The organism is Spirosoma lacussanchae (genome assembly GCF_005870035.1).
GTDB lineage: Bacteria > Bacteroidota > Bacteroidia > Cytophagales > Spirosomataceae > Spirosoma > Spirosoma lacussanchae.
Window position 1 is genome coordinate 440,505 of sequence record NZ_SWJG01000001.1, and the last position, 20,528, is coordinate 461,032.

The window sequence follows — 20,528 nt, forward strand, 5'->3', positions numbered from 1 at the left end:
TACGTATATGGAGTTTACAGTTAAGCAGATCGCTATGCTGCTGGATGGCGAGGTTGCCGGCAACGACAGTTTGGCAATCAGTAAGTTAGCCAAAATAGAGGAAGGGCAGCCAGGCGACATTTCGTTTCTGTCTAATCTCAAATACGAGCCACATCTCTATACGACCCGGGCTTCTGCGGTTATTGTTGACCGTTCGTTTCAGCCTAAACGCCCGGTATCGTCGGCTCTTATTTTTGTAGAAAATTCCTACTCTGCCTTTACCCGCCTTCTCGAAGAGTATCATAAGCAGATTAGTTTTGCCCGAATGGGGGTCGAAGAGCCGTCGTACGTGGGCGAAGGAACCCAGATCGGCGACCAGATCTACCGCGGAGCTTTCTCCTACATCGGCCGGAACTGCCAGATTGGAAAAAACGTCAAGATTTATCCACATACCTATGTGGGTAACAACGTGCGGATCGGTGATAACACCATTCTGCAGGCTGGCGTCCGGATCATGGACAACTGCGTAATCGGGAACTTCTGTGTGCTGCATCCCAACGTCGTTATCGGCAGCGAAGGCTTCGGCTTCGCGCCCCAGGCCGACGGTTCGTACAAGACCATACCGCAGCTGGGTAACGTCATTATCGAAGACTTCGTCAACATCGGCGCCGGCACTACCATCGACTGCGCCACGCTGGGGTCGACGATTATTCGCCAGGGGGTTAAGCTGGACAACCTGATCCAGATTGCCCATAACGTCGAAATTGGCCGGAATACTGTCATTGCTGCCCAAACGGGCATTGCCGGATCGACCAAAATCGGAGAAAATTGCGTTATAGCCGGACAGGTCGGCTTTGCCGGTCACCTGACCATTGCCAACAACACCAAAGTAGGCGCTCAGTCGGGCGTTGGTAAGAACATCACCGAAGAGGGGACCTCGCTGAACGGGTCGCACGCCTTCCTGCTGCGTGACAACATGCGCTCGCAGGCTATATTCCGCCGATTACCCGATCTTGACCGGCGGGTGAGTGAACTCGAGAAAAAGAACAATAAATAGTTTTCAGGTTTCGGGCATCGGTCCTGTTCGGGACTGAAGTCGACAAACGCATCCACTGAAAACGGAAACGCATGAATACCAAACAACAGACCATTCAGAAATCCATATCGGTATCGGGTGTGGGCCTGCATACGGGCGTCTCGGCTACGATGACGTTTCTGCCCGCGCCCACCAACCATGGGTATAAATTTCAGCGTGTCGACCTGCCCGGCCAGCCCATCGTGGATGCCGACGTAGATAACGTGGTAGACCTGTCGAGGGGAACGACCCTCGAACAAAGTGGTGCCCGGATCCATACCGTAGAACATACCCTGGCGGCTCTGGTTGGTTTACAGATCGATAACGTGCTGATTCAGCTGGATGGTCCCGAACCGCCCATCATGGATGGCTCGTCGATTCAGTTCATCGAAGCCCTGCGCAGCGCCGGTATCGAAGAGCAGAACGCCCAGCGTAACTACTTCGAAGTAAGCGAGTACGTCCACTACCGCAATGCCGAAAAAGACATCGAGCTGGCCGCCCTGCCGCTGGACGATTACCGGCTGACGGTTATGGTCGATTATAACTCGCGCGTAATCAGCAGCCAGCACGCCTATCTGAACGACATCAGCCAGTTTCCCGAACAGATCGCCAACTGCCGGACGTTCGTGTTCCTGCACGAGCTCGAAGCACTCTACAAGCAGAACCTGATCAAAGGGGGCGACCTCACCAATGCCATTGTCATTGTAGACCGCGAGGTCAACGATGGCGAACTGGATTACCTGGCCGACCTGCTGCACAAATCGAAGGTAGGCGTTAACAAGCGGGAAGGCATTCTGAACAACCTGGAGCTGCACTACCCCAACGAAATGGCCCGCCATAAACTGCTCGACATGGTGGGCGATCTGGCGCTGATCGGCCGGCCCATCAAAGCGCAGATTCTGGCGGCCCGGCCCGGTCATGCGGCCAACGTTGCCTTCGCTAAAAAAATAAAAAAACTGATGCTCAAAAACGCGGCTAATCAGGTGCCTAAGTACGATGCTACCCAGCCGCCGGTTCTGGACATCAACCGAATTTCGCAGTTGCTGCCCCACCGCTATCCGTTTCAGATGATCGATAAAATCATCGCGCTGGATGAGAATAGCGTGGTTGGTATCAAAAATGTAACCATGAACGAGCCGTTCTTCCCAGGCCATTTTCCGGGAAACCCAGTCATGCCGGGGGTAATGCAGCTGGAAGCAATGGCTCAGACGGGTGGTATTCTGGTGCTCAGCACGGTACCGGATCCTGAAAATTACTGGCCCTTCCTGGTCGGTATCGAAAATTGCCGGTTTCGGCGCAACGTTCTGCCGGGCGATACCGTAATCTTTCGGTGTGAGTTCACCACACCCATGAAACGGGGTATCGTGAAAATGCAGGGCCGGGGGTATGTCAACAACCAGCTGGTTTGCGAAGCCGACATGATTGCCAGTCTGGTTAAAAAGAAATGATGAATGATGAATGATACCTGATGAGGAGCCATATCGCTGGTTTTCATCACGCTGCCCGGCTGGGCAAATCATTCGTTGAGGTTCCGACGGGTTCCCCTATCATTCATCGTTTATCATTCATCATTAGAAGAACATGATTCAACCATTAGCGTACATACACCCCGAAGCCAAGATTGCGCACAATGTGGTGATTGAGCCGTTTGCTATTATTCACAAGGATGTTGAAATTGGGGAGGGGACGTGGATTGGTTCGCACGCGGTTATCAACGAAGGGGCCCGTATTGGCCGTAACTGCCGAATTTATCCGGGCGCGGTCATCTCGTCCATTCCACAGGATCTCAAGTTCAGAAACGAGTACACGCGGACGTTCATTGGCGACAACACAACCATTCGTGAATACGCCACCATCAGCCGCGGTACCGAAGAACACTGGAAAACGGAGATCGGCGCCAACTGCCTCATCATGGCCTACGCGCACGTAGCCCACGACTGCCGCATTGGCAATCACTGCATTCTGACCAACAACGTTCAGATGGCCGGCCACGTGTACATGGGCGACTGGGCCATTATCGGTGGGTCGAGTTCGGTACTTCAGTTCACGAAAATCGGTGCACACGCTATGATTTCGGGCGGGTCGCTGGTCCGGAAAGATGTGCCGCCCTACACGAAAGCCGCTCGCGAGCCGCTGTCCTATACGGGCATCAACTCGATTGGCCTCCGTCGGCGTGGGTTCGACAATGACCGGATCAACGAAATCCAGGAAATATACCGCTACATCTACCTGCGTGGCCTGAACAACGCCGATGCGCTAACGCAGATCGAACTCGAATTGCCGCCATCGGATGAGCGCGACGAGATCGTTAATTTCATCCGTTCGTCCGAGCGGGGCATCATGAAAGGACCGACCTCATCGGGTACCGAACGCGAGTAAAGCATACCAAAACTACAACGAATGGATAGAGACGCTACCCGGCGATCGCTGTCCATTCTTTATTTCACCACTACCGTGGTAACGGCCACCGTGGAGCAGAACTATGGTGTGGTGTCGTAGAGACGCAACCGCAACGGCGGCCCGGCCTTTGCGTCTCCTATCCGGATGGTATCGCGTCTCCTATCCGGATGGCATTGCTGTCGCATAAGTGGTCCGTGAGGACACGGACCACGGTGAGACTAAAATAAACGACATAACAGTCGAATTATGGTAATCAAAGCGGACCAGGTTGGGAAAAAATACCGGAAAGAGTGGATCTTTCGGCGGGTCGATCTGACGTTTACGGCCGGAACGAGCTATACGTTCGTTGGCCCGAACGGAAGCGGGAAATCGACGCTGCTGCAGCTGCTGGCCGGTAGTCTGCCCATGACCGAAGGGAAGCTTACCTATAGCCTCAACGGAAAAGACCTGGACCCCGACAACTGGTTCCGGCATGTCAGCCTGGCTGCCCCGTATCTGGAGCTGATCGAGGAGCTGACGCTGGATGAGCTGCTGCAGTTTCACCAGACGTTTAAGCCGTTCAAGGCGGGCCTGACGACAGAAATGGTAGCTGATCGGCTGCTGCTTAGCCACGCCCGCCACAAAGAAGTCAAGTATTTCTCGTCGGGGATGAAACAGCGGGTCAAACTCGGCCTGGCGTTCTTCTCCGACTCGCCGGTCGTAATCCTCGACGAACCGACGGCCAACCTCGACCGGCAGGGGGCGGCCTGGTACCACGAACAGGTACGCCAGCTTGGCCCCACCCAACTCCTGATTATAGGCTCCAACATTCCTGACGAATACGATTTCTGTCCGAACGTTATGGATGTAATGCGCTGGAAATAAGTTGCGTTGATGGTTTGTCCTGGGTCCAGCTGTAGCCTTTGCCTATGTTGTTACTTCATGGATAAGCGACTACTTGCCTAACTATTTAGAGGTGGGCTTGTTTGTAAAGCAAACACACAGGATCATGGAACATTCACTGGCTGGAAAAACAGCGCTCGTTACGGGAGCCGCTTCGGGTATCGGGAAAGCCATTGCCCTGCTTTATGGACAACACGGTGCGAACGTACTGGTATCGGATATCGATGCCGAAAAGGGGCAGGTTGTCGTCGAACAGATCAAAGGAATGGACGTGCAGGCGCATTTCGTGCTGGCCGACGTAGGTGACCCCGCCGAGTGCCAGCGGCTGGTGACCGAAGCCGTTAATCGCTATGGCAAACTGGATATTGCCTGCAATAACGCCGGTATTGGGGGTGAGCTGAACAAGACCGCCGACTACAGCCTGGAGGGCTGGCAGAAGATCATCAATATTAACCTGAACAGCGTTTTTTACTGCCTCAAATACCAGCTGGCGCAGATGGCTAAGCAGGGCAGTGGGGTTGTCGTCAACATGGCCTCTATTCTGGGTCAAGTCGGTACGCCTAACTCGCCGGGTTATGTAGCTGCCAAACACGGTGTCGTGGGACTGACCAAGACCGCGGCCCTTGAATACGCAGCATCCGGCATTCGGGTCAACGCCGTTGGCCCGGCCTACATCGATACCCCCTTGTTATCGGTACTGCCCGCCGAAGCCCGGGAGCAACTCATCAGTATGCATCCCATCGGTCGGCTGGGTAAGTCGGAGGAGGTCGCTGAACTGGTTATCTGGCTCTCGTCCGATAAAGCCTCTTTTGTAACGGGTTCGTACTACCCGGTCGATGGCGGTTACCTGGCGCAGTAATAAACTGACAATAGAGATGGGGCTGGCCCCGCAGATAATCTGCGGGGCCAGCCCTGTTGCTTAGGCGTCGTTTCGCAATACCTCCAGGGGCGGCCGAACCAGCACTTCGCGACTGTTGAAGACACCGATCAGGATGGTCAGCGTGGTTACCACGGCGGCTACGATAGCCAGTGGGGCAAGATCAGGACGGAAGGTTACCTCGAACACAAACTGCGCCAGCGCCCAGGTGCCCAGCAGCGAGAGCAGGATACCGGCCAGAGCGGCCAGCATGCCCAGCAACCCGTATTCCAGCGCCGTTATCCGCAGAATCTGGTTTCGGCTGGCGCCGAGGGTTCGAAGCAGCACGCTTTCGCGCAGGCGCTGGTATTTGCTGATGATAACCGAGCTGGCCAGCACCAGCAGGCCCGTCAGGATGCTGAACAGGGCCATGAACCGAATAACGAACGAAATCTGATCGAGAATTTCGTCGATCGTCTTCAGGACAAGTCCCAGATCGATGGCCGAGACGTTGGGAAACCGACTGACCAGCTCCCGCTGCAACACGGCCGACACCTCGTTACTCGGAACCCGGGTCATCAGGACATGGAACTGCGGAGCCTGTTCGAGTACGCCCGACGGAAAGACAACCAGAAAATTAGGCTGTACCCGGTTCCATTCCACCTCGCGGGTGCCGCCCACGATGGTCTGAACAGGTGCTCCCTGCACGTTGAACGTCAGTGTATCACCAATTTTCAGGTGCATGCGGTCGAGGTAGGCTTTCTCAAATGAAATATACGGAAGACCATTGGCCTGATAGGGTACCTTCCCGGCGGTCAGCTTCTCCGACGAGATCAGTGAATCGCGGTAAGTCACCCGGTACTCGCGCATCATGGCCCAGTCTGGTATTTTCAGGCTGGTGTCTTTCCGAATGGCTTCGGGAGTAAGGCCGTTGATGGTGGCGAGCCGCATGGTTACTACGGGAACCTGCTCCAGCACGGGCAGCTTCTGCTGGGCCACCAGCGAACGAACGCCGGCCAGTTGTTCATTCTGTATGTCGAACAGCACCATATTCGGCTGCTTGCCACTAGCCGACAGCTCGACCCGGTTCAGCAGGAGTCCCTGGGTCAGGTAGAGCGTGGAGATCAGGAAAGCGCCCAGCCCCACGGCCGTGACCAGAATCAGGGTCTGGTTATTGGGGCGGTACAGGTTGGCCAGACTTTGCCGCCAGGTATAACTCCACGAAGCCGGGAAGAACCGCCGAACGAGCCAGATCAGGCCCAGGCCCAGGCCCGTCAGTGCACCGAAGGCTACGGCCATACCGCCCGTAAAGCCGAGCGCCAGGGTAAGACTACGGGTTTGCCAGTAGGAGAAGCCAACGATAAAGCCCAGCACCAGCAGGTACACCAGCCACCGCAGCGGGTCGCGCCCCGACAGGTCATCTTCGTAGCTGGTACGCAGCGTACGCAGGGGCGATACGTTCCGGATGGCCAGCAGCGGCAACAGCGAGAACAGGACCGAAATGAGCAGACCTGTGCCGATGCCACTCGCAATGGCGACCCCCGACAGGCTCGTCTCGACCGCCACCGGCAGAAAATCGCTGAACACCCGCGGCAGTACAAGCTGTACGGCTGAGCCCAGTACCGCACCGATCGCGGCTCCCAGCAGACCCATCAGGGCGGTCTGGATGAGGTAGATCAGCAGGGCCTGCCGACCGCTGGCCCCGAGAGTCCGCAGGATGGCTACGGAAGCTATCTTTTCTTTGACGTACAACTGCACTGCACTCGCTACCCCTACGCAGCCCAGCAGCAGGGCTACAAAGGCTACCAGGCTGAGGTATTTGGTCAGGTCAGCAAAGGAGCGGCCGGTTTGCTGCTTACGCGCCGTTACGGTATCGTAGTTGACGCCTTCCTTGTCCAGACGGCCCGAAATGGTTTTGATGTACGCACCAACGTCGGTAGTGGTCGGAAACTGGTAGTAGTATTTATAGGCAATCCGGCTACCGCGCTGCAGCAGGCCTGTCTGGTTCAGGTACTTGTTGGGAATAAAAACGGTAGGAGCTACGGTCGTAGTGATGGCCGCCTGACCGGGGGTTTTCAGCACGCGGCCAGCGATCAGGAAAGAAAGGGTGCCGACCCGAACCGAGTCGCCGGGTTGGGCGCCCAGCTGAACCAGCAGGGCATCGTCGACCAGGGCTACACGGCCGCTGGCCTGCCGAAACGTCTGAACGGCCGCCAGCGGCTCTACTTCCCAGGTACCATAAAATGGAAACCCGCCTTCGAGTCCCTTGACCTGCGCCAGCCGTACCCCGCCCGTTTTCGGGATGGAGACCAGCGAGGGGAACGACACTTCGTACGAGCGGCTGCGCCCCATGGTCCGGGCCAGCTGCACCGTTCGGCGCGAAGGCGTACGTGTCCACGACAGGGTCAGGTCGGCGCCCAGCAGTTCACGGGCCTGCCCGTCGATGCTGCGCGCCAGGTTGTCGCCAAAGGAGTTGATGGCTACCAGGGCGGCAATACCGAGTACAATGGCCGACATGAAAAGCAGCAAACGCTGTCGGCTCCGGCGGCTGTCGCGCCAGGCCATTCGGAAGAGCCAGCTCGTTCCAGAGCGGGGACGAGGTACAGGCCGAATGCGGGGGGAGTCCATTTTTAATGAGTGATTGAGTGAATAGGTGAATTAGCGGGCTACCGGGTGGTAAATCACTCAATCACTCATTCACGAATTGATCGACAACGGCTCCGCCCCGGATGCGGATGACGCGCTGGGTGCGGGCGGCCAGTTCGAGGTCGTGGGTAACGAGAACGAGCGTCGTGCCGGCTTCGCGGTTGAGCTCGAAGAGCAGGTCCACTACCGTTTCGCTGGTGTCGGCGTCGAGGTTGCCGGTGGGTTCGTCGGCGAAGAGCAGTTTGGGCCGGTTGGCAAAGGCGCGTGCCAGCGACACCCGCTGCTGTTCACCGCCCGAAAGCTGGGTAGGGTAGTGGTGACCGCGCTGGCCCAGCCCAACCCGGTCGAGCAGGGCCTGGGCGGCCTTCTGCGCTCCGCGTTCGCCCCGCAGTTCGAGCGGCACCATTACGTTCTCGAGAGCAGTCAGCGTCGGCAACAGCTGAAAATTCTGAAAAATAAAGCCTACATGCTCATTCCGGACGGCGGCCCGCTGGTCTTCGCTGAGGGTATCGAGCCGGATGTCGTTCAGATATACACTGCCCGACGAGGCCCGGTCCAGACCGGCACACAAACCGAGCAGGGTCGTTTTACCACTGCCCGATGGCCCTACAATAGAAAACGTATCGCCCGGTTCGAGGGTAAAGTTTACCCCGTGTAAAACCGTCAGGTCACGGCCTCCGCTCCGGTACGTTTTGGTGAGATTTTCGACGTGCAGAATGCTCATGGAACAAAGAGCTAGTGTTTATTGATTACACACAAAGGCACCGGGAACGTAACGCTTCTGCTGAATTTCGCTGCGTTCTCGGTGCCTCTGTGTGTAATCAAAACCGAATACATTCCTATGAAGTTCTTGAGAACGAGGCAAACCCTGGCTTCTGTGACAAGCGGTCTGATACTAGGCGTAGCGGTTTGGGGCTGTGGGTCGTCGGATAAAAAAGACAATACCGCTACTGCCCCGCCCACGACGAACGCGCCCGCAGCGACGACGGCTGCGGCTCCCTCAGCTAAGCGCGTCATTCTCTTCTACGGCAACAGTCTCACGGCCGGGTACGGGGTAGAGCCATCGCAGGCGTTTCCGGCCCTGATTGGTCAGAAGATCGACTCGCTCGGGTTAAACTACCAGGTTGTCAACGCCGGGCTCAGTGGCGAAACCACCGCCGGGGGCAAGAGCCGGATCGGCTGGGTCATGCGTCAGCCCGTTTCGGTATTCGTGCTCGAACTGGGGGGCAACGACGGTCTGCGCGGCCTGCCGCTCAGCTCGACCCGTCAGAACCTGCAGGCCATCATGGATACTGTCCGGCGCAAAAGCCCCGATGCAACGATCGTACTGGCCGGTATGCAGATCCCGCCGAACATGGGCGCCGACTATACCCGCGAGTTTAGAGATCTGTTCAAAGAGCTGGCCGACCGGAACAAGGCGGTGCTGATCCCGTTTCTGCTCGAAGGCGTAGGGGGCGTGCCGAAGCTGAACCAGCCCGACGGCATCCATCCAACCCCCGCCGGTCATAAGATCGTGGCCAGTACGGTCTGGGGTATTCTGGAACCGGTATTGCGAAAAGAAGTTCAATAAAACAGGCCGGGGCCCGTCAGCTGATGGGCCCCGGCCTGTTTTTAGAAGGGATACCCCACGCCTATGTTGAAGACCAGGTTCTGTTTGCGCCAGTTGCTGTCGCGCAGGTTGATCTGGTTAATGACCCATTCGCTGCCGTCGACCTTATACGGTTTGCGCAGCGGGGTGGCCAGGTCCAGCCGAATCAGGAAGTACGACAGATCGATCCGGATACCGGCTCCGGTACCGATAGCTACCTGCTCATAAAACTGTTTGGTGAACTGGGCTTCCGGACCAAATACGTTGATGGCGTAGTAAGACCAGATATTACCGGCGTCGACAAATACGGCGCCCTCTATGTACTTGTTGAATTTCAGCCGCAGCTCCGTATTGGCTTCCAGCCGGATATCGCCCCCGCCGTCCTGGGTGATGAGCACGTTCTGCAGGGTATCGCGGGTGAACAGACCGGGGCCGATGGCGCGGGGCCGAAAGGCGCGGATGCTGTTGCTGCCGCCCACAAAATACTGACGGATCAATGGCAGCGACATATCCCGCGAGTTTCCGTAGGGCAGGCCGACGCCCACAAAAAGCCGGTTGGCCCAGGTCAGGTTCGAGCCCAGCCGCCGGTAAACCCGGGCGTCGGCATCGAAACGGACGTACTGGGCGAAGGGAACGTTGAAAATAACCTTATCGCCGTTTTCGTCGCGCTTGTTGAACAGCAGATTGGCCAGGTTACCCGCCACTTCGACGTTGGAGGTCAGCCGGAAGGTAGTAGGCGAAACCGTACGGGGTGACGAGTTGTAGTTAAACGTGTAGAGCGAACTCAGGATGAGCTGTTTGGATCGTTGTATGTTAACCAGCTGCCGGAAAATAAAGGGATTTTCGACGGCCGAGTCGATAAAGGCCTGGCTGATGTTGGAAGGCAGCACGTAGGTGGCATTGAACGGCTGAAACGAATGCTCAATCTGCTGGTTCTGCCGCCAGGAGTAGCCAAAGGTGGTCTGAAACGAATTAAGGCTGTAGAGGTTGCCGCGGATAATGGTCTGATACCCGAGGGTGACGTTTGTTTTGGGCAGGGCCCGCTGGCGCTCATCCTGACGAAACCGGATGGGGCTGACCAGCCGCGGAAAACTCAGCAGTGCTTCGAGGCCGTAGCGGTAGTTCGTGATGCCCTGATTGCCCGCGTTGACCTGAAATTCGATACCGGCGTTGGCGTTGATGGTCAGGAGTTCGGCCCGTTTGAGGGCGTTGCGGTTGCGCCAGCTCAGCGTAAGCTGCGAGCCAGTGAAGTTATTGGAGCGCGAGGTGCCGTCTATTTCGAGCCGAACGGATTTGGTCGGGTAGGGTGTCAGGTAATAATGAACGTCGAGAACGGCCGAGTCGCCCTGCTGGTCGGGGTCGAAGCGGTTTCGGACAAACTTGAACGCGCCGACGTTTACGAACCGCGACAGCGTCAGGTCCTGCGCCCGGCTATTATAGCGTTTGCCCGGCAGTACGGTTACGATATCGCGAAACAGCTTGGGGTTGAAGTGATCGGTCGAGTCGACAACATTGAACCGATTTTCGGGGGTCTGGTAGGCCTGCTGCCGGTTCGTGTCGCGCTGAGCCGTTGACAGGTTGTAGTTCGGGTAGATGAAGACGTTCCGGATCGAGTAGGGCACGCCGGCCGCAGCGGGCATCTCCGGCTTGATGTACATGTACAAGTCAGTCCGGTGAGCAGCCGAGTCGTTGTCGGCCAGGGCGGCTACGTAATCGGGCAGGAAGTAATAAAACCCGTGCTGTTTCATGTACTGACCGATGCGCTCCCGCTCCAGTTTGATGGCGTCGAGTCGGTACGGAATGCCTTTTTTGAGTAGCGTCCGGCGGGCCGATGTCATAAAATTCCGGCGCGCGCTGGTGTCGCTCAGCGCCAGCGAGTCGAACACGAAGGCCACCGAATCAATGTAAAAACGGGGCTTCAGCTGCACCGTATAAACCCCTCTGGCTTTGTAACCTTCTTCTTTCAGTTCGCCCGTTACCTGCGAGTCGAAATAACCTTCGTTCTGCATCCGGGCTTCCCAGACGGGAATACTCGACGAAATAGCCTTGGCACTCGCGAAGACCGGCTCCTGCCCGAATTTCCGGCGGAACCAGGCTCTGAATCCGTTCTTGCTGCGGGGTTCGCCGAAGAGGTAATAAGCCGCTACTTTCCAGGGGTACCCGAAGAGCTGTTTGTTAGGTCGGGGCCGGGCCAGCGCCGTCAGTTGCTCTTCCATCGCATCCTGTTCCGACTCGGGCACGGTGGAGTCGGCCTGCATCACAATATCGGTGCCCATGTACAGCCGTTCGTTGGGCGGTAGCCGCTTCGCCACGTTACAGGCGTTCAGGGTAATCAGCAACAGCACAAACAAGGCCGGACCCCTGTAGGGCCAGATACTGGCTCGATCTATGGTGAGGAAACTCATTTTCATATACGTCAATTCAGGGCGGCACCGGGCGACCGGCGGAAGATGTCGGAGAAGGTGTCATAATCGACCGTAATGATAAAGCCAATGCCCGTTTCGATCACGTACCCATCCAGTACCGCCTGGTAATCGTTACGGCGGTAGCCGCGCAGTACATAGCGTCCATCGCGCGTAATGGTGTAGTTTACCGACAGGTTGTCAAACACTTCGTTCGGATTGCGGGTGGCGCTCTGGGCCGCGTTTTCGAGTACGAAGTTACGACCCACCGACACCGTAATCCGACCTTCCAGGAAACTTCGCGACAGCCCCACGTTCAGGTCGGTGCGGGCGCCGTTGGTCAGACCGCCCGTATTGGCACTGCCCGTTTGCGAGAGCAGGTCGAGGTCAACGTCGAAGCCTTTCAGTACGCCTGAAGCCAGTCGGCCCAGCTGCTCGGACAGGAGTTTGCTGACACTGTTTCGCGCTACACCTTCGGCCTGGGTGTCGAGCCCGCCCGCTGAGCCACCCGAGAAAAAGTCGGAGGTGTTTTCGGGCAGGAACCGGTTCAGAATCAGCAGCGCGAATACCTGCTTGTTGATCTGCGACTGATCCTGCCGCAACGTCTTCAGCTTGTTCTCGATCGTGGTGGCAAAGGGACTGCTGGCTGCGCTGTTGCTGCCGTCTTCAATTTCGGGCAGGCGGATGTCAAAGTCCAGTTTGGGCCGGGCCAGGTTGTCGCTGATCGATAGGGCCACCTGAAACGGTAGTTTCCGCTTGATGGCGTTGGCATCGACCGTTGTCGATTCGTTCCCGATCAGATCCGCGGGCGATACGGCCACGTCGTAGAGCGCGGTCATGTTGATATCGGCCCGGAGTGGATCGCCGGAGAAGTTGATATAACCGCCTTTCTGAATTTTGAACTGCCGTTTCAGTACTTGGTAAGTCAGCGAGTATTCGCCTTCGGTAACGTCATAGCGGCCTAACACCGTGATCTCACCGGCCGCGTTGACGCCCACGTTGAGCCGGGCATTGCCACGGGCGCGCAGGTAGTCGCCGTTCAGTTCATCGACCACAATGGTCAGCTCCGACTTTTCGTCGGCCTCCAGATCGAGCGAAATCGTTGAGTTGCTCAGCTCGTCGAAGGCCAGCCGTTTCGTGGTTGTCGAGTCGGTTTTAGGGCGATAGATGTATTTTTTCAGCGCCAGCGAGTCGTTGTGGCTGATGAACGTAACGATGCCGTTGGCTTCGTTAACATCGACCGATTCGTCGGGCAAAACCAGCGAGATTTTGCTGCCATCGTCGAGCCGTACTTTCCCATTGATCGATGCATTGGACCCTGCTCCCTTGATTCGCAGATCGGCCGTAACGGCGGCCTGGCCGTAGGCGTAATCGTTGTCTTTCCGGGCTGCGTTCAGGACCTGGAACTGGTTGGCCCGCACGCGCAGGTTATAGGCTGCGTTGGGCAGGTTCTTCAGAACCACTGTACCGTCGGTGGTCAGGGTGCGGCCCAGCGTATCGCGTACGTTGAAGTCGTTAAGGGTAATGGTCTGGCCTCTGAACGACAACTGCTCCTGGTCAATGCGGTAGGTCGCGTTCAGCTGCTTGATGTTAAACGCAACCGAGTCGAAGGCCACGCGCCCATTGGTTTGCGGATCGGTCAGCGATCCGGCCACGGTAAATTCACCCGTCAGTTTGCCCCGGGCCTGCCGAAGCTCGCCGAAACTAAAGGCTTCGATGGTGCGGGCGTCCAGTCGTTTCAGGGTAACGGCCAGGTCGAGAGCCGCTTTGGGATCTTCCGGGTTGTAAAAACCGCTGACGGTAGCGTCGTTGTAGGGCCCGGCCAGCACCGTGTTGACGTTAATCCGGCCGTCCGAATTGTTGCTGAAGCGGGCCGTCAGGTTACCGATCGGCTTCTGCATCACCTCCAGGCTGTCGACGTAGATCGAGCCGATGAACGACAGCTGATTGTCTTCGCCCAGGTAGTCGCGCACTACCACTGTGCCGTTCAGCTCGCCCGCAACCAGGGTGGTATCCTGCTGCGCCAGCCGCGCCAGATACCCCAGCTCCACGGCTCGGGTGGTAATACGAATGGGCGCGTTGCCGTAGGGTTCGGTGCTGCTGACCTCCAGCGATTGCGGACCCGAGTCGAGCCGCAGGCGGTTGATCAGCACGCCGTCGTTTCCGTACTGCGCGAAGCCGCTGGTATCGGTATCCCAGCGCTCGTAGTTGGTGAGCAGGCCTCTGGGCGCAAACTGAAACCGGTAGTTCTTGTCGACAATGCTGAGCGTACCGGCCAGCCCAAACCGGTCTTTATCGACCGAGTCTTTGTTGACTACGGCAAACCGGAGCCGGTTGTTGGCGGCCGTTCCGGTAATGTCGGTTTCGCGCAGCGTCAGGCCGTCGTACAGAATCCCGTTGATGGTCCCGTTCAGGCTCAACTCGTTGTTAACAGCCTGCATAGCCAGGGTGGCGCCCTGTATGGTGGTCGTATCGTAGACGATGGTACCCGTCCGGATCGTGGCCGACAGGGTGGTGTCGCGTGTTGAGCCGGTCAGGCTACCGGCCGGGTTGGCGTTGTCGAGGTAAGCCGTTAGCTGAACCGTGTCGAGCCGGGTCAGGGCCGGTACGAACGCCTGGAAAAGCGGGTTCTGGTACGCTTTGAGACCGACCTGGAACGCGTAGGGGGGCGGAATGTTTTTGTACGTCAGATCCGGGATCGCGATGTACCGGCTGATCTCACTGGCTACAATATCATACAGCTGGGCGTACTCAAACTGACCGTTTAGGGTTAGCCGGGCGCCCGGCACCTGAGCCAGCACCCGCTTCGTAGTGCCGTTGGCTGCCAGCCGGGCGTAGAGCGAATCGACAGGGTAACTCTTTCCGTTCAGCGTGATCACCGCGTCGGCGGCTTCGACCGTACCCACCGGCCGGACCGGGTCCGTGGAGGCCATATCGAGAATAATCCGGCCTTTGACCGACAGCGGGTCGCTGTACAACTTGAGCGGTTGCAGGTTCAGTTCGTTAATGACGGCCTGGCCGGTTACGCTCGGAAAGCCAGCCTCCGGCGCGGTCAGGTTCTTCAGACCTACTTTCATATCCAGGTTCAGGCTGGCGTTCGGGTCGCGGAGCGTACCGACGATATCGAGCAGGCCGTTGGCCAGCCGGCCTTCGGCAATGAGGTTCTGGTAGCGGTAGCCGGTCAGCTCGGCCGACTGGACGTTGACATCGAAACGAGTCGTCAGGGTGTTGACGTCGATCCCCCGGCCATCTACCGTAGCGCGTCCGGTCAGTTTGCCGACGGTACCGGTTTGTTTGGTCCACTTGCCCGCGTCGAAGTCCCGCAGGTCGAGGGTGCCTTTGTAAGTCTGGTTTTTTCCGGTCACGAACCCGGCCAGTCGCCCGTCGAACGCAGCTGATCCCCAGTCGGTTCGCAGATTGGCGTCGATAATCAAATCGTTCAGCTGTCCCTGTAGCCGCCCCGTCAGGTCAAAATCCGGCGGCAGGTCGATACTGGCCGGAATCGACCCTTTGGGCGCCAGCTGGTTGATATCGGCCAGGCGGGTCGTAGCCTCCCGAATGGTCAGGTCAACGCCCAGCCGTTCGGGGTCGGTTACGTTGGTTAGCCGGCCGCCCATCCGCAGGTGCGTTCCCGACAGCATGTCGAGATCGAAGCGGGGCAGGTTGAGGGCCGCCAGCGTTCCGGTTGCCTGCGCGTTGGCCACGAATACGCCCTTCGGGTTGCCGGCAAAGGGAGGAGTATCGGCCAGAAAAGGCGCCAGTTGCAGCACATCGGCTACGGACAGGCGACTCTGACGCAGGTTGACCCGCACCTGTACCCGGTTGGCAAAGCGCGGTATACTCAACTGGCCAAGCGAGTCGTAGCGCAGTATGAGCTGGTCGCGCAGCAGCGAGGTAGGCGTCTTGATAAGCAGGTTGGTAATCTGGGTAGTTCGGTCGGTGTAGAGCAGGTTGCCGCTCAACTGCTGCAGGGTAAACCCGCTCGACGCCCGGAACCGGCCGTTCCGAAGCTGCCCGCTGATCCGTTGCCCGCGGGCGCCCTGATCTTCGTACACCAGCGCCTGCCCGTCGATGCCTAGGTTCTGGAGGTCGAGGTGGCCGTAGTCGAGTCCCTTTTGCTGTCGGGGGGCCGTCTCGTCGTCATAACGGATTCGGTTGTTGGCCAGCCGAACGGTACCCAGTCGGGCAAACCAGCCGGGTGCCCCCGAGCTTGTGGTAGCCGTGGGTGGGGTAGTAGTGGCTTTTTTGGTCGGTTTAGTCAGGCGGGCGGCAATGTCTCCATTCTCCAGAGCGAGCGAGCGGATGCCGATCTTCTGGCCATTCAGATAAAAATAATCTGTCTCCATGGCCAGCCGCCCCACTTTCCCCTTCGTGCTGAAGTCGGCGGTTTCGACGCGTACATCCCACTGAGCGCGGTTGACGGTCCATTTTCCCAGGCCAATATCGAGCGAGTCGGCCGGATCGGATGCCGGGCTATCGGGCGTGGGTAGCCCGTTGTAAAGCCGCGTGTAGGCGTTGAGTCCGTCAATGGCTACGTTTTCCAGATGGTACTGGGAGGTATAGACGTCGGTCTTGACGAAGTTGGCCCGCAGGCTGTCGACATACGCGTTCACATCGGCGCCGACCACATCGTCGCGGTATTTGATCCGAACATCCTTCAGCGAAATACCCGTCAGGTTGATCGCCATTGGGGTGGCAGCGGTATCGGCGGGTTCGGGCGCGGTGCTGGTGTCGAAGGCGTTGATGAGGTACTGGAAATTAAAGGTCGTGTCGGGCAGGGTGCGGCTAATGGTCAGGCGTATACGTTCCAGCTCGATCTGGTTGATAGCTGCCTTGTTGTCGAACACCAAGCCCCACATGTCGAGGTCGACGCGCATACGGCCTCCGTCGAGCAGCGTGTCGCCCTGTGGTGTCTTGAAGAAGACATTCTCCAGCTCGATGTAGTCGGGAATGCTGTAGCGGACGCGGCCGATACGGAACGGCGACTTGATTTTTCCGGCCAGATAGCTGTTGACTTGCTTGGTAACGAGCTGCTGGCCCCAGGGTGTCGTGGCTACCAACGCCAAAAAGCCCACGAGCAGGAGCACGAGGGCGAGCAGACCAAGCAGAACACGGACAAGTACTTTAGTGGCAGACATGCGTTAGATTTCCGATTGGCCAAAAACAGCCTGACGGTGTGTTGACGCAACATAACTTTTTCTGTTAACGCACACAACCGCTAATATGTTACTAACTCCAGCAAGCCGCGGGCCGGCCTTCTTCAGCGGCTGACACCCCCGCCGGGCCTAAATCCGCTTACCGTTGGCTCAATCGAAGGGGTATGTTCAGGCCGTCTGTTTGCTCAAATGGCTACCAGGCCGACCAATCAGCGAACAATCTAAACGAACACTGCTATGTTCATGCCATTTCGGGTTTCGCTGGCCGTTCCAGCCTTGTGTCTGCTGATCCTGGGCAGCTGTACGAAAGACGAGGTCGACCCAGCCAGAGGATTTTCTGCCAGTATTCAGTCCATTATTACGCAGGATGACATCGAAAAGCTGCGTCAGCGCGGCATGCCCATTCACGAAGGCACCGTGCCACCCACTATTGAAGGAATATACATGTCGGCTCCGCATGAGCTGGTCAGTCCCTACGGCCCTGACGATACCTTCAAGCCGGGCGATGCGTTTTCCGATCTGATCCTTCGCTTTTCGGAGCAGACCAGTACCGACCAGCGGGCCAAAGTAGAACTGAAAACAGGCAACTCGACCGGCGCGGGGCAGGGGGGCTTCATTGCCGGAAACGGGACTCAGTTCACGTTTTTTGCCGAAATCGACCTGAAATCAGGGGCTGCCACGGCCAAACAGATCCGGATTTTCTCGGGCGAGATAACCAGCGACGGTATCCGGAACCTGTACACCACCCTGTACATGAAGAGTAAAAACGACCCCGGCGACGAGCTGATTCCGGTCGGCACGTCCCGCATTATTAAAGATGGCGATGGGCTGGCCAGCAAACGAACCGCTTTCCGCGCCGGGGCCGATACGGTTGAGAAGCCGACTGACAGCGCAGGTCGCTAACCGCTCAGGCCATACGCCAACCTTTTGTCCGGCGGGCGGTTCTTTCTTGAACTAGGGGTTGCACACCCGGTCGGGAGCCGGTAGTTTTGTGCAACCTACTTTTTCAATGCTATGACCGAATTGTTTACGGCTGAATCGATCATCAGTCTGTTGACCCTGACATTTCTGGAAATTGTTCTGGGGATCGATAATATTATTTTCATTTCCATCGCGGCCAACAAACTGGCCCGCGAAGACCAGGCCAGGGCGCGTAACATCGGGTTGATCCTGGCCATGGGCTTCCGCTTGCTGCTGCTGATGGGAATCTCGTTCGTTATTTCGCTGAGCAAGCCGTTTACCCACATCGACTCGGGCTGGTTCCGGGCCGAGCTGACCGGGCAGAGCCTGATTCTGTTTGCGGGTGGTTTATTCCTGCTCTACAAGGCGACCTCCGAAATCCACCACAAGCTGGAAGGACCGGGCGAAGACGAGGTGACGGGCCAAACAACGGGTAAGACAACGATCAGCAGCGTAGTGGCGCAGATTGCCATCACGAATATCGTCTTCTCGATCGACTCCATCCTGACCGCCATCGGACTGACCCAGAACGTAACCATCATGATGATTGCGGTAGTGCTGTCGGTGCTGGTTATGATGTTCTTTGCGGGGCCGGTAGGGCGTTTCGTCAACGAGCACCCGACCATTCAGATGCTGGGGCTGGCCTTTCTGATCATGATCGGGTTTATGCTCGTGGTCGAAGGGGCCCACCTGTCGGAGGTTATTATTTTTAACCAGCCGATCGGTACGGTGCCCAAAGGGTATCTCTACTTTGCAATTGCGTTCTCGCTGCTGGTCGAGTTCCTGAACATCCGGCTGCGCAAGACCCAGAAACCGGTTCAGCTACGCGGCTACGAAGGGCAGCCCCTGCGCGACGGAATGATCTGATTCTATAACGAGTAACGTACCGGGGTCCGGGCCGCAAAACAGCTGTGTGCGGCCCGGACCCCGGTACGGTTCCGAACCGCTGCGTAATTTGTCTCTCTCCGATCAACTTTCTGACATTATCAGTAGCCTGGGGGGCTTCGGGCCAATCGGCTGGCTATCGGTGGCCTTTTGTGGGCTGCTGCTGGCTGAGCTACTGTTGCTGCGCGCAACCCCCCACCGGGCGCGTCGGGTCATTGGCCTGCTTACCCTGCTGACGCTGGTCGTAGCCGGACTATGGGCGGTTTTGCTGCCCTGGCGCGGGTTTCTCTTCATGCGGCTGCTGTACGTCGATAATCAGGCGCTTTTCTTCCAGGTTGTCGTGGCGATGAGCGCGGTGCTGGTGGTGGGGTACGAGCAACTCATGGGCCCCAATAGGCATGCCAATTCAGCGAGTAAACTGCCGCTCGAGTGGTATGCGCTGCTGGTGGCCATGACACTGGGGCTGTTTCTGATGACGCAATCGGTCAATCTGCTTAGCCTATACCTGAGTGTTGAACTGGTTTCTATTTGCTCATACCTGCTGACGGCGCTAACCACCACCCGGAAAGCATCGGAGGGCGGCATCAAGTACCTGCTCTTCGGTGCGGTCAGCTCGGCCATTATGCTGTACGGGATGTCGCTGCTCTACGGCATGACCGGTACGCTCGACCTGACCGCCGACGCCTTCGGGGCGGAGCTGGCCCGGCAGGATGCGGCCGTGGCGACGGTGGCTGTTCTGCTCACCCTGTCGGGGTTGTTGTTCAAGCTGGCGGGCGTGCCCTTTCACGTCTGGACGCCCGATGCCTACGAAGCTGCGCCGGTGCCGGTAGCGGCCTTTTTCTCCGTAGCTCCCAAAGCCGCTGCGGTGCTGGTGCTGATGCGGGTCATCACGGCGCTGCCTGTCGAGTCGGAGAGCGGGGCGGCTACGGTGGGCGCCCTGCAAACGCCCCTGGCCGTACTGGCGCTGGCGGGTATCCTGATCGGTAATCTGTCGGCGCTGCGGCAGACTGATGCCAAACGGCTCCTGGCGTACTCGTCCATTGCTCATGCCGGGTTTCTGCTGGTGGGGGTAGTGGCCCTGAACGAAGCGGGTTTTGAGGCCGTACTGTTCTACGCCGGCACCTACCTGTTCATATCGCTGGCCGCGTTCTTTCTGATTGATCTGCTGGCCAGCAGCCAGGGACATACGCTCGCCATCCGCGATTTTGCGGGGCTGGGCTCCCGACAGCCCGTCTTGTCGGTGGCGCTGACGGTGGTGATGCTGGCCCTGACGGGCTTGCCGCCAACGGTGGGGTTTACGGCGAAGCTACTGTCCTTTTCGGCTCTCTACGATGCGTGGCAGCTGAGCGGAAAGCCGTGGCTGCTGGCCCTGTTTGCGCTGGGTCTGCTGAACGCCCTGATTTCACTCGTTTACTACCTCCGTATCCCGTTCCTGCTGTTTTTCAGACCCATGCCATCCACAGCAGGCGGAGAAGCGTCGGCGAGCGTACTGCCCCGGGGCGCACGCTGGCTGGCGGTGGGTCTGGTGGTGCCTATTCTGGCTCTTTTCTTTAAACCCGACTGGCTGGCGGGCCTGATTGCGAGCTGGTAAGTAAGGCCCGCTGGCTCATTCTGCCCGGCTTGCTTCGGAAAACGCGCCCGGTTTTCGTTTCTTTGCGCCTGTTATGCCCGCGCGAAACCGGCAGCTCCGCTAACCCAT

Annotated in this window: 13 protein-coding genes; 9 read left to right on the forward strand and 4 right to left on the reverse strand. The window is 58.0% G+C overall.

Translation table 11 applies throughout. The features are described from left to right. The first annotated feature begins 7 nt into the window (after nucleotides 1-7). The 5 genes from lpxD (at nucleotide 8) to FBR45_RS01810 (ending at nucleotide 5,195) form a co-directional block, all read left to right on the forward strand. Nucleotides 8-1,036 carry a UDP-3-O-(3-hydroxymyristoyl)glucosamine N-acyltransferase gene (gene lpxD / locus FBR45_RS01790; RefSeq protein WP_138498796.1) on the forward strand — a complete coding sequence of 343 codons (1,029 nt, stop codon included), beginning with the start codon at nucleotides 8-10 and terminating at the stop codon, nucleotides 1,034-1,036. Between the two features lie 71 nt (nucleotides 1,037-1,107). After that, complete coding sequence (locus tag FBR45_RS01795) at nucleotides 1,108-2,502, forward strand: bifunctional UDP-3-O-[3-hydroxymyristoyl] N-acetylglucosamine deacetylase/3-hydroxyacyl-ACP dehydratase (protein ID WP_077920618.1); 1,395 nt, start codon at nucleotides 1,108-1,110, stop codon at nucleotides 2,500-2,502. Between the two features lie 133 nt (nucleotides 2,503-2,635). Then, nucleotides 2,636-3,433 carry an acyl-ACP--UDP-N-acetylglucosamine O-acyltransferase gene (lpxA, locus tag FBR45_RS01800; protein WP_077920619.1) on the forward strand — a complete coding sequence of 266 codons (798 nt, stop codon included), beginning with the start codon at nucleotides 2,636-2,638 and terminating at the stop codon, nucleotides 3,431-3,433. A 267-nt stretch (nucleotides 3,434-3,700) separates the two neighbouring features. Beyond that, nucleotides 3,701-4,318 (forward strand): ABC transporter ATP-binding protein, encoded by a 618-nt coding sequence (locus FBR45_RS01805; RefSeq protein ID WP_171044813.1) that lies wholly within the window; start codon nucleotides 3,701-3,703, stop codon nucleotides 4,316-4,318. A 124-nt stretch (nucleotides 4,319-4,442) separates the two neighbouring features. After that, complete coding sequence (locus FBR45_RS01810) at nucleotides 4,443-5,195, forward strand: SDR family NAD(P)-dependent oxidoreductase (RefSeq protein WP_138498800.1); 753 nt, start codon at nucleotides 4,443-4,445, stop codon at nucleotides 5,193-5,195. A 60-nt stretch (nucleotides 5,196-5,255) separates the two neighbouring features. On the opposite strand, the gene FBR45_RS01815 is transcribed toward FBR45_RS01810, so the two are convergent. Both FBR45_RS01815 and FBR45_RS01820 read right to left on the reverse strand, forming a co-directional pair. Further along, nucleotides 5,256-7,757, reverse strand: a complete 2,502-nt coding sequence (locus FBR45_RS01815; RefSeq protein WP_138501854.1) for an ABC transporter permease — start codon at nucleotides 7,755-7,757, stop codon at nucleotides 5,256-5,258. A gap of 124 nt (nucleotides 7,758-7,881) precedes the next feature. Then, on the reverse strand, nucleotides 7,882-8,562 hold the full coding sequence (locus tag FBR45_RS01820; protein ID WP_138498802.1) for an ABC transporter ATP-binding protein: 681 nt from the start codon (nucleotides 8,560-8,562) through the stop codon (nucleotides 7,882-7,884). A 117-nt stretch (nucleotides 8,563-8,679) separates the two neighbouring features. On the opposite strand from FBR45_RS01820, the gene FBR45_RS01825 reads away from it, so the two are divergent. Then, the gene (locus tag FBR45_RS01825) at nucleotides 8,680-9,408 is read left to right on the forward strand and encodes an arylesterase (RefSeq protein ID WP_138498804.1); all 729 of its coding nucleotides are present in this window, start codon (nucleotides 8,680-8,682) and stop codon (nucleotides 9,406-9,408) included. 41 nt (nucleotides 9,409-9,449) lie between these two features. On the opposite strand, the gene tamL is transcribed toward FBR45_RS01825, so the two are convergent. Both tamL and FBR45_RS01835 read right to left on the reverse strand, forming a co-directional pair. Continuing rightward, nucleotides 9,450-11,837 (reverse strand): translocation and assembly module lipoprotein TamL, encoded by a 2,388-nt coding sequence (tamL, locus tag FBR45_RS01830; protein WP_317128589.1) that lies wholly within the window; start codon nucleotides 11,835-11,837, stop codon nucleotides 9,450-9,452. A gap of 5 nt (nucleotides 11,838-11,842) precedes the next feature. Continuing rightward, nucleotides 11,843-16,966 carry a translocation/assembly module TamB domain-containing protein gene (locus tag FBR45_RS01835; RefSeq protein WP_138498806.1) on the reverse strand — a complete coding sequence of 1,708 codons (5,124 nt, stop codon included), beginning with the start codon at nucleotides 16,964-16,966 and terminating at the stop codon, nucleotides 11,843-11,845. Between the two features lie 255 nt (nucleotides 16,967-17,221). On the opposite strand from FBR45_RS01835, the gene FBR45_RS01840 reads away from it, so the two are divergent. From FBR45_RS01840 to FBR45_RS01850, 3 genes are all read left to right on the forward strand, one after another. Then, on the forward strand, nucleotides 17,222-17,887 hold the full coding sequence (locus tag FBR45_RS01840) for a hypothetical protein (RefSeq protein WP_138498808.1): 666 nt from the start codon (nucleotides 17,222-17,224) through the stop codon (nucleotides 17,885-17,887). 111 nt (nucleotides 17,888-17,998) lie between these two features. After that, complete coding sequence (locus tag FBR45_RS01845) at nucleotides 17,999-18,811, forward strand: TerC family protein (RefSeq protein WP_138498810.1); 813 nt, start codon at nucleotides 17,999-18,001, stop codon at nucleotides 18,809-18,811. 88 nt (nucleotides 18,812-18,899) lie between these two features. Then, a complete protein-coding gene (locus FBR45_RS01850; protein ID WP_138498812.1) occupies nucleotides 18,900-20,420 on the forward strand; it encodes an NADH-quinone oxidoreductase subunit N in 1,521 nt (506 codons plus the stop codon). Nucleotides 20,421-20,528: the final 108 nt, after the last annotated feature.